We start from the raw sequence: 12,708 nt of genomic DNA on the forward strand, positions 1-12,708 counted from the left end.
CGGGGCGGCCGGCGAGGAGTACGAAAAGACCAAGGCCGGAGTCATGGACGTGCTGCGCGGCCATTTCCGGCCCGAGTTCCTCAACCGCATCGACGAGATCATCGTCTTCCATGCGCTGGGCAAGGAGGAGATCCGCCACATCGTCGGCCTGCAGCTCGATCGCGTGGCGCGCAGCGCCGCCAGCCAGGGCGTGACACTCACTTTCGATCAGACGCTGATCGACCATTTCGCGGAAGAAGGCTACAAGCCCGAGTTCGGTGCGCGTGAACTCAAGCGCCTGATCCGCAGCGAGCTGGAAACTGCGCTGGCGCGCGAGATGCTCGGCGGCGGCATCGGCAAGGGCGATCACGTCAGCGCACGCTGGGACGACAAGGCCGAACGCGTGGTGTTCGAACGCAAAGAGCCACCGCAGACCCCGGCCGAGCCGGAGCAGCCGGATGCCGCGAAGGCGAGCGACGCATCTTGATGGCGGGCGAGGCTGCCGTGTCCGACCCCATCGGCCTGGCACTGGCATGGGCAGCCTCCCTGGCCTCGATCGCGGTGGCGGTCGTGGCCGCAGGTCACGCGGGCGTCTACAAGCGTGATCCGCAGTCGGCCACGCCGTGGGGACTGCTCATCAGCGGCGGCACTGCCCTCCCGCTCGCTGGCCATCCGTTCGCGTGACGGCGCGGCCCATCTGTTCACCTGCTCCTCTGGCAACTCGACTTTCGAGGAACAAGGCCCATGGCTGGGTGACGCGGGCAGGCAACTGATAGTCGGTACTCTGTTCGACATCTCTTCTCGCAAGGAAATAGAGCAGCAGTTGCTGCGTATGGTGATCACCGACCCCTTTGCTTCACGGTTGAGGGAACATGTTCGCGCAACCGACATGGCTGCCCGGATTGGGGGGAGGAATTCGCTGTGTTGTTGGAAGCGGCATCGATAGAAGGCGCCCAAGTATGGGCGGAGCGATTTCGTCAGGACACTGCGGCGACAGCGGTGGTGTGTGGAGAGGTGTCGATCAGCTATAGCGCCAGCATGGGGGTGGCTCTCCTTGACCCCCGTTTGCACTCTGTCGAGCAGGTGATGCTGCAGGCGGACAGCGCGCTCTACCAGGCAAAAAAGACAAGGGTGCAACCAAGTTGTGGGCGCACAAGTATTTCAGAATTGAGAGGAGTGGCGATGAAGGAAAAGCAAGCAGACCCGATCAAAACATTTCGCGCCCAATGGGCAGTGATGACGTTCTACGAGCGCTTTGAACAGGCGATCGCGCTCGCGCTGTCCGCAATCATTGCCGTTATCATCGTGGTCTCGCTGCTGCAGCTGATCTCGATCGTCTTCAGCCTGCTGATCATTGATGCATTCAATCCGCTCGATCACAAGGTCTTCCAGACCGTGTTCGGCATGATCATGACGCTGCTCATTGCCATGGAGTTCAAGCATTCCATCGTGAGGGTGGCCTTGCGGCGCGACAGCATCATCCAGGTCAAGACGGTGATCCTGATCGGGCTGATCGCCCTGGCGCGTAAATTCGTGATCCTCGACCCGGAGACCGGCCCCGCCAAGGTCGCGGCGCTTGCAGGCGCGACACTGGCCCTCGGGGCGACTTACTGGCTGCTGCGCGAGCGCGATGACCGGACAGCCGGGGAAAGCTCAGATGATCAGTCGTGATCTGCGCCACGCGCAGAATGTCGGCGCGCGGCATCGCTGGCACAATCGCCTGCAAACCGTGCTGTTGGTGCTGACCCTGCTCGGAATTGCCGCCGTCGCTGGCAGCCTGCTGTTGGGTGACGGCGGGCTTTGGCTGGCGCTTGCGGCTGCGGGGTTCACCCTGCTGCTTGAACCGGCGGCCGCCTCCGGGCTGACCTTGCGGCTGTATGGCGCACGCCCCTTGCACCCGGATGAAGCGCCCGATCTTTGGGCTGTGTTGCGCGAACTGGCGGCGCGGGCCGGGCTGCCTACCGTGCCGGTACCGCACTACGTGCCCAGCGGGGTCGTCAACGCCTTCGCCACCGGTTCGAAGCATCACGCGGCCATCGCGCTGACCGACGGCCTGCTGCGTAGCCTCACGCCCCGCGAGTTGACCGGCGTGCTCGGCCACGAAATCGCGCATATTGCGAACGAGGATTTGCGTGTCATGGGCTTGGCCGATTCCATCAGCCGGCTCACCCATCTTCTGGCCTTGTTGGGGCAGCTTGCGATCGTGCTCAGCTTGCCAACGCTCTTGCTTGGAGTCACGGAAGTCAATTGGCCCGCGTTGCTTCTACTTGCGGTCGCGCCACAGCTGGCCTTGCTGGCTCAGTTGGGCTTGTCCAGGGTGCGCGAATTCGACGCCGACCGGCTCGCTGCCGAATTGACCGGCGACCCGCACGGGCTGGCCTCAGCGCTCGCCAAGATCGAGCGGGTGAGCCGCTCCTGGCGCGCCTGGCTGCTGCCCGGATGGGGCAATCCGGAACCCTCCTGGTTGCGCACGCATCCAGCGACGGCTGAACGCATTGAGCGCTTGCTGGAACTTGCTCCGCCGCCCGCGATGCCGCCGTTTCCATCGGCCCGTTACGACCCCGAAGTGACCGTATCACCACGTCCGCCACGCTGGCGCACTGGCGGCCTTTGGCGCTGATTTCAACATGGAGAATGACGTGACCTACCCGACCCCTACAGCCGCCCGGCGCCGGATCGATTCATCCGGCGCTGGCTCGTCATCACTGGCTGCATCGCCGCACTCATGCTGCTGTGGCAGTTCCTGCCCGCCATCGAAGCCTGGTTCAGTCCCCACGAAACAAATGCTCCAGCCCGGAAGAGAGGTCTCAGGCCGTCCGGGAGCTCTGTAACCGACGTGGAACCGCGCGTAAAGTTGCACAAAGCATAGGCGTCAGCGTCCCGGTCCTGTACAAATGGAAGAAAGACCTTATCAGTGACGAGGCTTATCAATCCATGCGCAAACGAAAGTCAGCCCCTCAGGATAAAAATCAGGATGCTTTACTCGGTGAAATCCAGCGTCTCAGGAAGCAGGTTCATCAGCTGCAGCTCGAACGTGACATACTGACAAAGGCGAATGAACTGATAAAAAAAGATCTGGGCGTCAGCTTTCTGAAACTGAAAAACAGGGAGAAAACCCTGATAGTTGATGCCCTTAAGAAAAAGTACCCCGTTGCTGAGTTGCTAAGCGTTCTACAACTTGCCCGCAGCTGTTATTTTTACCAAAACGTCTGTACGATAAGTATGCGGAAATACGCGTGATCATGGCCGATATCTTTGAGGAGAATTACCGCTGTTACGGCTATCGGCGCCTTCACGCGATGCTTCGCGGTAACAACAGGGTTATTTCTGAAAAGGTTGTCCGCAGACTGATGGCAGAAGAGCAGCTCGTTGTCAAGCGCACCAGGCGACGACGATACAACTCTTACTGTGGCGAAATCGGCCCGGCACCGGAAAATTTACTCGCCCGGGATTTTAGCTCCTGCAGGCCAAATGAGAAGTGGCTGACCGATATTACGGAGTTCCAGCTTCCGGCTGGAAAAGTCTATCTGTCGCCGGTTATCGACTGCTTTGATGGCCATGTTGTAAGCTGGTCGATAGGAACACGCCCGGACGCGACGCTGGTGAATACGATGCTCGATGACGCACTCGATACGCTCAACGAACATGATAAACCAGTGATACACAGCGATCGTGGTGGCCATTACCGGTGGCCGGGCTGGCTCGAGCGTATCAACACCTCCGGACTTATAAGGTCCATGTCGCGCAAAGGATGCTCGTCGGATAATGCTGCGTGTGAAGGCTTCTTCGGGCGTATCAAAAACGAAATGTTCTATGGCAGAGACTGGGCGGGTATCACGCTGGAAAAATTTATCTGCTTCCTGGACAGGTACATACGCTGGTATAACGAGAAACGTATCAAGCTATCATTAGGTGCAATGAGTCCTGTGAAGTACCGGCAGCATCTTGGGATCACAACATAACAGTCCAGGAAAACATCCGCAGCCCCAAAAGTGACATTAGAATATGGGAGTTACAATACAGGTGCGCATAACAAAGATTATGTTAAATATTGAAATAAATAATATGATAATCAATATATTATGTCGGTATCAGTCACCTCCCCACTCCAGTAACTAGTCATGGAAGTTTAAGGAACAGAGTCCGCTCATGAGTTTGCGATGCCTTAAATCCATGGTAAGCATAGAAACCTTTGGCTTCTTCAGTAAGCGCGTGAACCATTATCGCACGAACGCCAATATTCTCAGCTACGCGATAACAGCGTAGAACCGCATCGTGAAGTAAATCGGCGCCAACCCCTTTTCCGTGCAATGAAACATCTACCGCCAGGCGAGCGAGTATAATCACCGGTATAGGATCTGGCATGTTACGCCGAAGACTGCCTGTCGCTTCCGTATGGTTAACGCTACCGGTGGCCAAAGAGTAAAAACCAGCTACTTGCTTCGTACCCGTCTTGCAAACAACGAAAGTTCGTGCAGCGCCAAGAGCTTGATTTTTTAAACCTCTCTGTTTTAACCATTCATCGAGTACCGTTTCCCCACTGACGAACTCTGCCAGTTGATGGGCGCTGGATAACGGCTCGGGCGCAGTTATACATCCCACTGAGGTTTCCTTGCCAGTAGTTTATTAATGGGAGGCTCATCCTCGACTGGTGCATCGAGCATATCGATGAACTCTGCATACTGTTCGTCGTTAAAATTGAAAACACGACGATCAAGGATCACGTTCTCCGCAGCCTTGCAGGCCATCTCAAGAATGAAGTCGGTTCGCGATTTATGAAGGATTTCTGCAGCGGCATCGATGAGTGCCCTCTGAGACTCTTTAGCTCTTAGGTTGAGTTGAACATCTGATTTCATACACACCTCTCTTGTATAGCAATTGATATACAAGAATAACACAACACGAATGTATAGCAAATGATATACACATCAAAGTGCCAACAACGCATTTAATGTTAAATATCAGTTACTTGCATCAATAAACTTCTGATGAAAACCATCCGCAGGACGCTGATCCCGCGGCCAAAGTGAAGTCCTCCGTCGGTCTCCACTATTATCGCTACCGGGTAAGCCGTCAGGCATGGCCCGGTTTAAAAAGATACGCTGACAGTTCGGCAGCGGTGATATCAAACTCGAATTGCTCTATTAATTCTGCCAGTTTTTTTCCGGCCGTTTCACAGTCAATCTGATTCAGCAAAATCTGGATAGCGACCAGTTTAAGCTGCGGAGTAAGATGTTCCAGCCGCGCCCAGCGTGGCTTTGACCTCAGTGTTTTTCCAGAACGTCAGCTTTGCTGTTTATTCGCCGTGCAAGCCATCAGTACTTTATCAAGCGCTCCTACCAGCCAGTCGATATCCTCTGTCTGGAACGCCATCGGCGGGCGTAGCCCAGCCGTTTTGTTTTCTCCGCGATAGCCACATCCGGAGCGGGCGTGATACTGGCTTTACTGGGATGGAAGCTTCTGGGTCTGATGATGATACCGGTTTTACTGGTCTGTCTGGTTTCCACCTGGCAGTACAGCCTGGCGATGAGAAAAGCAAACGGGACCGCCTCACGTCCTGCAGAAGACCGTTCATGAACCCCGCTAAGTCCTGGTATTGTGAAAAGCCTCTTTCCGCAAGGAAGGGGGCGGGTCAGGTAGTTCAGGTAACATCGTGGCCGATGATAATATGTCTCTTAGCCCGCGCCCGTTGTAACTGACTGACATTCAATTCCAGACCTTATCCGTGAAGCACTTATAAATTGCAATGGCCCGCAGGTGAAAACAAAGCTACGCCAGGTGATGCTGCCAACTTACTGATTTAGTGTATGATGGTGTTTTTGAGGTGCTCCAGTGGCTTCTGTTTCTATCAGCTGTCCCTCCTGTTCAGCTACTGACGGGGTGGTGCGTAACGGCAAAAGCACTGCCGGACATCAGCGCTATCTCTGCTCTCACTGCCGTAAAACATGGCAGTTACAGTTCACATACACCGCCTCTCAGCCCGGCACGCACCAGAAAATCATTGATATGGCCATGAATGGCGTTGGATGTCGCGCCAGTGCACGCATTATGGGCGTTGGCCTCAACACGATTTTACGTCACTTAAAAAACTCAGGCCGCAGTCGGTAACCTCGCGCGTACAGCCGGGCAGTGACGTCATCGTCTGCGCGGAAATGGACGAACAGTGGGGCTACGTCGGGGCTAAATCGCGCCAGCGCTGGCTGTTTTACGCGTATGACAGGCTCCGGAAGACGGTTGTTGCGCACGTATTCGGTGAACGCACTCTGGCGACGCTGGGGCGTCTTATGAGCCTGCTGTCACCCTTTGACGTGGTGATATGGATGACGGATGGCTGGCCGCTGTATGAATCCCGCCTGAAGGGAAAGCTGCACGTAATCAGCAAGCGATATACGCAGCGAATTGAGCGGCATAACCTGAATCTGAGGCAGCACCTGGCACGGCTGGGACGGAAGTCACTGTCGTTCTCAAAATCGGTGGAGCTGCATGACAAAGTCATCGGGCATTATCTGAACATAAAACACTATCAATAAGTTGGAGTCATTACCGCGCTTCTCATCAGAAAAGCACCGACACAAAAAATAAGTGTTTCTTTCAGGGGAGGCCATCCGTTCGAAGCCTGAAACAGAGTTGCCACACACGGGAATAATACCAGCCAGATACCTACAGGGCGATCAACGCGTGCCAGCCTGAGGTAAGGCCTGAAGACGGGTGAAAACCAACGATCGACCCAGTCGTCGTGTTTAATGTCACTCAAATCAGGAGAGCCTGAAGTAGTCATGCTGTTAATACCTTATAGACGAAAGTAGTGACTGTACATTCATTAGCGTACTGCTTCCAATGTCATATGATTTTATTCAATTTCACTTGCGGAATGTCCGCTCTTCGCTCATCGCTGCCGGTCAGATAGCAGGGGAGCAAACTGCCATGGACAGAATCACCGCAAAATCCACCAGAACGAAAACGAATATCACCCCTACATTTAGTGGTGGCTACGTGAAGGTGGTTCATCTATTCTGCTTGTATCAGCGGGCAGGCCGGAGTCACTCTTTGTGGATAATCCCATCCTTCAGAAAACCATCATTATCTTTATTCTCATCCTGTGGGTAATCGATGAATTCAGGGCCAGGAAAAGAAAATATTCTGACCCCGCTATTGAAGCAGCTGATGCCAGAGAACGCTATGAATGGCGCTATCTCAGATGGGGGTTCCGGACTATACAAGTGGCAGCGACAGTGTATATCTTCGTTCAGCTGATTCAGGTATTACTGAGATAAATGCCACAGGCAGGTATAACTGGACAAAAACATCTTACTGTACAGTTGAGCATCGGTGATTGCCGTTATGTAGGTCACCTGAGTGCCAGAAGCAGACATCATTGTTATGAGAAGCAGGCAAACACGTCATACATCAAAGGTGAGTTCAGCTTAGCCTGCTATCCTTAGTTTTCAGGTTGTGCCAGCGATTGCAGCAACCGCGAGCAAAACGCCTGTAAGAATGTTATGAAGAAAAAGATTGAAGCTGAGAGAAGGCTGCTTTAAATCAAGGCGCCAGGTCTGCCAGAACAGATGCACCGTGATCAACATCATGAAGAAGGCATAAGGGAGTTTCATGTGCATTAGCCAGCCGCCATATGTCCACAGCAGAACGGTAGCCGCATAGAAAAACATTATGATGCTTTTTCCGTGCTGGCCAAACAGTAACGCTGTCGATCGAATGCCTATCCGTACATCATCTTTTGCATCAACGTAGGCATAGACAGTGTCATACCCGATCTGCCATGCTACCGCGCCCAGCCAAATTAAAACCGCGGCGAAAGGTATTTCTCCCTGAATCTCTGCCCATGCCATCAGCATGCCCCAGTTGAAAGCAGCGCCAAGAACGGCCTGAGGCCAGTAGGTAAATCGCTTGCAGAAAGGGTAAATGATAACCAGCGGCACGACAGCCAAAGCAAAAATGCGTGTAAATGGTGACAGGAAATACAGCAATGATGCGGCACATAACAACTGCGATACAAAGAAAAACAGGGCTTTACGTGTTGAAATCTGTCCGCTTGCCAAAGGACGGTAACGGGTTCTTTCCACATGCGCATCAAAGTTACGATCTGCAATATCATTGACTGTCGAGCCGGCGCTTCTCATCAGAAAAGCGCCTAGGCAAAAAACAAGCGTTTCTTTCAGTGCAGGCCATCCGTTCGAAGCCTGAAACAAAGCTGCCACACACGGGAATAATACCAGCCAGATACCTACAGGGCGATCGACACGCGCCAGTCTGAGGTAAGGCCTGAAGACAGGGGAAAACCAACGATCGACCCAGTCGTCGTGTTTAATGTCGCTCAAATCAGGAGAGCCTGGAGAAGTCATACTGTTAATACCTTGTAGACGTAAAGCTGTTACTGTACATGCAATAGTTTACTGCTTCCAATCTCATACGATTTCATTCAAGTGCACTGGCGGAATGTCCGCTCCTCGCTCATAGCGGACCATATTGCAGTTAATTTTTTAGACTGGCAAGAAGTGCGCAGCCAGTCAGTCATGCCCGAAGGGCATAAAAGGCGATATTCAGGTGTAAAATAAGGGTGAATAGCTGAATCGCCGATGCCCGGCGAAGCCGGTACGTATTGATAGGTTTCACCAATCCCATCCCCCACCCTGCCAGACCTCAATGAACTTCCAGAAAAAACTGTCCTAACCAAGCCTCCCCGGGGGGGCGCAGTTAGCGCCGGTCGCTTGCGACCGGGAACGGCTGGCCACTTGTGGCCTGGCGCGCGGTACTGCGAGTGCGCAGCCGCAGGCAAGCTACGGGGGCGTTGCTACGAAATTACAGACGAAATAGCTTGATTTAACACGGTAGCTGCTAAGCCTAAACCCGCTTCCAGCGCCATGAATCGTTTTGTGCGCGGTCGGAGTGGTCACGGCAAGGCTTTGCCGCCGCCGGGGCGTATCTCCGCGTTAGCGGCCCATAGGGGCGCTTACGAGCGTGTTCCTCGATATTTCAGCGATTAAAGACATGTGGCTCAATGCTAGTTACAACATCCATCATCAAAAACGGCGCTGTTCCGGCCCTTTGGGCCGGGGCGGGGGCGTTCCAGTGGTGGGAAGGCATTAAACTACCAGATCTGCGTGCGACAGCGCCCGTCGACAGACGGGAGGCACTTCTATTCTGAGCGGCGTGGCCTTGGCCACTGCAAGCGAAGTCATCCACAGAGCGTTAGCTCTTAAGTTCTTTTTTTCTGTAGAGAAGTAAAAACAAAGTCACCATGCATTCAGCATTATGATTGCATTTTATTTTCGATTCCACTTGCATAGAAACGTGAGTAACTATCGTGGCCACAGTGAATTTTGGCTTTCGAGGAGAAAGTGGGAGGGATGTTTGTTGAAATTATGAGCAACCCGGAACGGCAGACGTGACAAAGCCTCCGCAACTAAGCGGATAATTAAAAAAACAGGCTTATTCTCGCTGTCGGGCGACGGCTTTAATCCAGGCGATACGCTTATTCACCAGCTTGCGGAAATCGGCAAGAGAAAGCCCCTGATGCTGTCCCTGGCTCATTTCCAACTGTATCTGACAGGAAATCATGTGGCGTAAATCTGGTTCCTCATGCCGAGCTGTCAGTGTGGCCATTTTTTGCTGCTGGCGAATGTTGCGCTCGTTCTTGCGCTTTTGCCATGCGACTTCAACCAGCTTTTCCTTTTGCCGGCGGCGCGCCTCGGTTAGCGTGAGTGGTTTTTCGCCTTTACTGGCCAGCCCCTGGTTAACCCAGGCGAGCTGCTGATTGCGAGCATTAACCCAGGCTTGAGTTGTTGAACCAACCATATCAAAGAAGCGATCGGTCACTTCGATATCCGCGGGGAAGAACTGCCGGGTGACTTTATCCCAGAGCAGTTTATAGGTGATGAGCCCAAATGCCGCTAAATCATGAGCAGCGCGCGTCGCGCGTGTGATCGACTCATTGCCGGCGGCAGACTTCGTGGCTAGTCCGGACTCCTGGGCAAGCGTCGTGAAACTGACAGGAACCGTACCACTAATGATATTGAGATGGTAAACCATCCCCTGGACCAATGCGTTCATTGCCCGGGCACGATGCCGGTTGAAATGGCGTTTACGCACGAGAAGTTTGTTCGTTTTATGATGGAATGCGTCATAAAAGTAAAAACCTTCCCAACGGGAAACATCGCGCTTCTCAAGGAGTCCAAGCAGTCGACGGTTATATGCGGGTAGCTTATGTTTATGATAAACCGGGCGGCAGAATGCCGGCATCGGATTCACAACATAGCATTGACGTGAGATGGTGTTAGTTTTATTCACCCGGCCCTGAACTTATGGCGGCCGGATATTGTTTTCTGTATTGCATGCGTTATAATCCTTCACAGGCTATGCGCCTGCTTTTGGACCCCTCGATACCTGAACTTCCGCCAAGATGTGACAGGTATCGGGGGGTTTGTGCATTCAGGGCCGCCATAACGGGCTTGCCCCTCTCCCGGACGATTTACGGATACGTCCAATCCTGAGTCCTTTTTCCATCAGTCCGCATCTAACGATGGAATTTTTCTTCTCTCTCAACTGCTGAACCTCACCACAAGGCTGAACCGAAGCGCCAGTTTTATGGCCACCTCAATTTTAGTTAAGAAAAAAGCATAATACTTTCAGTGCGAAGCCCCACCACAAGGCCACACAGAGGATTCCGAGTCTACCGTGTTGTACGTCTGAATTCCAGCAGGGCCGGTGCAGAAATAATCGGTTGGATCTGAATTTTTTGTGTGGATCAAAATTCCTGTGAGCTGGATCGGCTGTAAAAAGAAGGACTGCAACTACGAAGAGTACATTATGGCGGTGTGTACCTGGAGAAACGAAGATCTAGTACGAGAGGTGTTGGTCCTGCCCTGCGCTCCATCTTGACTGCCAGTGCTCAAGATATTTTTGAGCCAGTGATGGGAAATCCCGTATGACAATGACATTTTCTGAATTGTATCTTGCTGCAGAGCGAGTGTAGTTGAACGAACCCGTGCTCACGGTTTTGTTATCCACGATGATCGCCTTATCGTGCATTATCCTGAAAGTGGAGACAGTTCGTAGAGGAATACCGGCATTGAGTAGCGTATTAATGGCAGCCTGGCTTCCGCGCCCCCTATTCCCTTCATCATCGAGAACCACCCGTACATCGATTCCTCTTCGTTTTGCCGTGACCAGTTCCCTGACAATCTCAGGCGAAGTAAACGTGTACCCCATCAGTCGAATGTTACTGCCGGCGCTTTTAAGCGTCTGTATCACCAGCTGCTGCGCGGTACCTTCTGGAGAAAAACCGACATCGACTACAGGTGAGGCATTCAACTTCAGCGAGACACAGAATAAACCCGCAACGAATAAGGGTCGCAGGTACCGAACGTCAACGTTAAACATGGTGAATTCCTTTTTTCGGAACGCCACAGGCGGGGGAAACTTGCTTTTCCCTGCCTTTGGCGTTGGACAACGGCGCAGCGCGCCGCCGGCAGGGGGATTTAACGACCAGCCTTATCAATTGCGGCCATCAGCTGCTCCGCGCCCACGGCTCCCGGAATAACAGTGATCTTTGCCGGCGTTGCATTTTTCAGCGGGAGAACTATCAGGCCAGGTGTACCGGTCAGCCCCAGTGCCTGGGCCAGTGAATCATTACGTTCCAGCGCGGCAGACATATCTTTGGTTTTAACCGCAGAAAGAAGAGCTGGTTTTGTCGCTTTCTCGATGTCGGAGGCCGTCAAGTCTCCTTCAATATGCCCTGTGCGATAGGTACGCTTCCGCCCCCGCGGCATTCCAGATAGCCAGGCCGCGGTTTGCGGCCAGCGCTGAATTTTCCCAGCGGCCCCCGAAGATCGGCCACTCTTTGAAGATGTACTGCACATCCGCGCGTTGCTTCATGAGCTTCTCTATCGTTGGCGCCAGATTACTGCAGTGCACGCACTGGTAATCAAAAAACTCGATCACGGCAACACGGGCATCCGCTGGTCCAATCACAGGCGTATCGGGATCAGCGGTCAGTTGCTTGAGTTTGTCCATCACCTTCATTGCATAGACCTGCTGTTGTTTTTCGCGTTGCTGAACCTGCAGTTTTTGTGACACTTGGACCAGGATCTCTGGGTGCGCAAGCAGATAATCACCGGCTATTTCTCCGATCCTTGCCTCTTGCTCTGGCGTAAATACTGGCGCTTTAGCTGCTGTGGCAGTAGCTGAAAAGCATATGTATGTTGTAACTATTAATGCAATTATTGACGTTTTTTTCATGGAGAATCCTGTTGTTAGCGTTCTTTCTGGATATTGCGGGTGTGTGTTTGTTCATCATGCTCTGGCATGCGTCCCTGCTCACGCTCTGGCATCGTTCTGGCCCTTTCTACGGCATCCCTTTCCGCCAAATCGCCGGCAATTCGTGCTGCAACCTGTCTGTCGTTCACTTGCTGTTCTCCCGTTACTGGCAGGTTATCCATCCCCATACCAGCTTTACGTACTGCGCGAAGCTCATCGGTATTCACCGAAGCCCCCTCTGGATCGATACGGATTTTGTCAGTGATGGTGGCCAAGTCTGATTTTTCGTTACTGATTTTTGGTAGGTACGGCTGCTGTTCCTCCGGAAGCCGCAACAGAGCATCTGGAATAGCGGCTTCTTTAGTCTCCTCACTACGTTTTTCTGGGTTAATCTGGGCAATAGCATCCTGCAATGCAGCAGCTTCTGACCGCTCATGTGCAAGACTAGCCTGTATG

At 53.2% G+C, this 12,708-nt stretch carries 14 protein-coding genes and 4 pseudogenes; 9 read left to right on the forward strand and 9 right to left on the reverse strand.

Features of this window, described 5'->3' with window-relative positions; all coding sequences use genetic code 11:
- The 5 genes and pseudogenes from GKAS_RS19705 to GKAS_RS19720 all read left to right on the forward strand — a co-directional run.
- Window positions 1-466, forward strand: a pseudogene (locus tag GKAS_RS19705) (Clp protease ClpC); the annotation flags it as partial.
- On the forward strand, window positions 466-663 hold the full coding sequence (locus tag GKAS_RS19710; RefSeq protein ID WP_035896695.1) for a hypothetical protein: 198 nt from the start codon (window positions 466-468) through the stop codon (window positions 661-663). The pseudogene GKAS_RS19705 and the gene GKAS_RS19710, both read left to right, overlap by 1 nt.
- 237 nt (window positions 664-900) lie before the next feature.
- Window positions 901-1,047 (forward strand): annotated as a pseudogene (locus GKAS_RS25365) (phosphate-starvation-inducible PsiE family protein); the annotation flags it as partial.
- Window positions 1,048-1,161: 114 nt separating this feature from the next.
- On the forward strand, window positions 1,162-1,650 hold the full coding sequence (locus GKAS_RS19715) for a phosphate-starvation-inducible PsiE family protein (RefSeq protein ID WP_035896696.1): 489 nt from the start codon (window positions 1,162-1,164) through the stop codon (window positions 1,648-1,650).
- On the forward strand, window positions 1,637-2,599 hold the full coding sequence (locus tag GKAS_RS19720) for a zinc metalloprotease HtpX (protein WP_051910814.1): 963 nt from the start codon (window positions 1,637-1,639) through the stop codon (window positions 2,597-2,599). Before GKAS_RS19715 ends, GKAS_RS19720 begins: the two co-directional genes overlap by 14 nt.
- Window positions 2,600-2,623: 24 nt before the next feature.
- On the opposite strand, the gene GKAS_RS25455 is transcribed toward GKAS_RS19720, so the two are convergent.
- Window positions 2,624-2,755: a hypothetical protein gene (locus GKAS_RS25455; protein WP_256025477.1), complete on the reverse strand. Its 132-nt coding sequence runs from the start codon at window positions 2,753-2,755 to the stop codon at window positions 2,624-2,626.
- On the opposite strand from GKAS_RS25455, the pseudogene GKAS_RS24625 reads away from it, so the two are divergent.
- Window positions 2,755-3,941: pseudogene (locus GKAS_RS24625) on the forward strand (IS3 family transposase); the annotation flags it as partial. The gene GKAS_RS25455 and the pseudogene GKAS_RS24625 overlap by 1 nt on opposite strands.
- A gap of 157 nt (window positions 3,942-4,098) precedes the next feature.
- Here GKAS_RS24625 and GKAS_RS19735 read toward each other — a convergent pair.
- Together GKAS_RS19735 and GKAS_RS19740 are read right to left on the reverse strand one after the other, a co-directional pair.
- Window positions 4,099-4,581 (reverse strand): GNAT family N-acetyltransferase, encoded by a 483-nt coding sequence (locus GKAS_RS19735; RefSeq protein WP_035896699.1) that lies wholly within the window; start codon window positions 4,579-4,581, stop codon window positions 4,099-4,101.
- Window positions 4,569-4,835 carry a type II toxin-antitoxin system TacA family antitoxin gene (locus GKAS_RS19740; protein WP_035896700.1) on the reverse strand — a complete coding sequence of 89 codons (267 nt, stop codon included), beginning with the start codon at window positions 4,833-4,835 and terminating at the stop codon, window positions 4,569-4,571. The genes GKAS_RS19735 and GKAS_RS19740 overlap by 13 nt, the downstream gene beginning before the upstream one ends.
- A 574-nt stretch (window positions 4,836-5,409) precedes the next feature.
- Between GKAS_RS19740 and GKAS_RS24215 the strand changes: the two genes are divergently transcribed.
- The 3 genes from GKAS_RS24215 (at window position 5,410) to GKAS_RS25370 (ending at window position 7,253) form a co-directional block, all read left to right on the forward strand.
- A complete protein-coding gene (locus GKAS_RS24215; RefSeq protein WP_227675002.1) occupies window positions 5,410-5,556 on the forward strand; it encodes a hypothetical protein in 147 nt (48 codons plus the stop codon).
- Window positions 5,557-5,811: 255 nt separating this feature from the next.
- Window positions 5,812-6,509 (forward strand): IS1 family transposase gene (locus GKAS_RS19745; RefSeq protein ID WP_246870753.1). Its coding sequence is split into 2 segments (ribosomal slippage): window positions 5,812-6,061 and window positions 6,061-6,509, totalling 699 coding nucleotides; the frame shifts between segments, so codons are not numbered across the junction.
- 519 nt (window positions 6,510-7,028) lie between these two features.
- Window positions 7,029-7,253, forward strand: coding sequence for a hypothetical protein (locus GKAS_RS25370; protein WP_035896703.1), 225 nt, complete (start codon window positions 7,029-7,031; stop codon window positions 7,251-7,253).
- Between the two features lie 171 nt (window positions 7,254-7,424).
- On the opposite strand, the gene ubiA is transcribed toward GKAS_RS25370, so the two are convergent.
- The 6 genes and pseudogenes from ubiA to GKAS_RS25145 form a co-directional block, all read right to left on the reverse strand.
- The gene (gene ubiA / locus GKAS_RS19755) at window positions 7,425-8,339 is read right to left on the reverse strand and encodes a 4-hydroxybenzoate octaprenyltransferase (protein ID WP_035896705.1); all 915 of its coding nucleotides are present in this window, start codon (window positions 8,337-8,339) and stop codon (window positions 7,425-7,427) included.
- A 1,087-nt stretch (window positions 8,340-9,426) separates the two neighbouring features.
- Entirely contained in the window at window positions 9,427-10,284 is an 858-nt protein-coding gene (gene repA, locus GKAS_RS19760) for a plasmid replication initiator RepA (RefSeq protein ID WP_227675000.1), read from the reverse strand.
- A gap of 549 nt (window positions 10,285-10,833) precedes the next feature.
- The gene (locus GKAS_RS19765; RefSeq protein WP_035896708.1) at window positions 10,834-11,376 is read right to left on the reverse strand and encodes a phospholipase D family nuclease; all 543 of its coding nucleotides are present in this window, start codon (window positions 11,374-11,376) and stop codon (window positions 10,834-10,836) included.
- 98 nt (window positions 11,377-11,474) lie between these two features.
- The gene (locus GKAS_RS25490; protein ID WP_309473743.1) at window positions 11,475-11,714 is read right to left on the reverse strand and encodes a thioredoxin domain-containing protein; all 240 of its coding nucleotides are present in this window, start codon (window positions 11,712-11,714) and stop codon (window positions 11,475-11,477) included.
- A gap of 7 nt (window positions 11,715-11,721) precedes the next feature.
- Window positions 11,722-12,234: a DsbA family protein gene (locus tag GKAS_RS19770; protein WP_309473744.1), complete on the reverse strand. Its 513-nt coding sequence runs from the start codon at window positions 12,232-12,234 to the stop codon at window positions 11,722-11,724.
- Between the two features lie 14 nt (window positions 12,235-12,248).
- A pseudogene (locus tag GKAS_RS25145) lies at window positions 12,249-12,708 on the reverse strand (hypothetical protein); the annotation flags it as partial.

Source organism: Kluyvera ascorbata ATCC 33433, from assembly GCF_000735365.1.
Lineage (GTDB): Bacteria > Pseudomonadota > Gammaproteobacteria > Enterobacterales > Enterobacteriaceae > Kluyvera > Kluyvera ascorbata.

Excerpts from the sequence above, each read along its gene's own strand:
- GKAS_RS19710 (WP_035896695.1), top strand. The coding sequence starts at position 466 with ATGGCGGGCGAGGCTGCCGTGTCCGACCCCATCGGCCTGGCACTGGCA.
- GKAS_RS19715 (WP_035896696.1), top strand. The coding sequence starts at position 1,162 with ATGAAGGAAAAGCAAGCAGACCCGATCAAAACATTTCGCGCCCAATGG.
- GKAS_RS19720 (WP_051910814.1), top strand. The coding sequence starts at position 1,637 with ATGATCAGTCGTGATCTGCGCCACGCGCAGAATGTCGGCGCGCGGCAT.
- GKAS_RS19740 (WP_035896700.1), bottom strand. The coding sequence starts at position 4,835 with ATGAAATCAGATGTTCAACTCAACCTAAGAGCTAAAGAGTCTCAGAGG.
- ubiA (WP_035896705.1), bottom strand. The coding sequence starts at position 8,339 with ATGACTTCTCCAGGCTCTCCTGATTTGAGCGACATTAAACACGACGAC.
- GKAS_RS19765 (WP_035896708.1), bottom strand. The coding sequence starts at position 11,376 with ATGTTTAACGTTGACGTTCGGTACCTGCGACCCTTATTCGTTGCGGGT.
- GKAS_RS19770 (WP_309473744.1), bottom strand. The coding sequence starts at position 12,234 with ATGAAAAAAACGTCAATAATTGCATTAATAGTTACAACATACATATGC.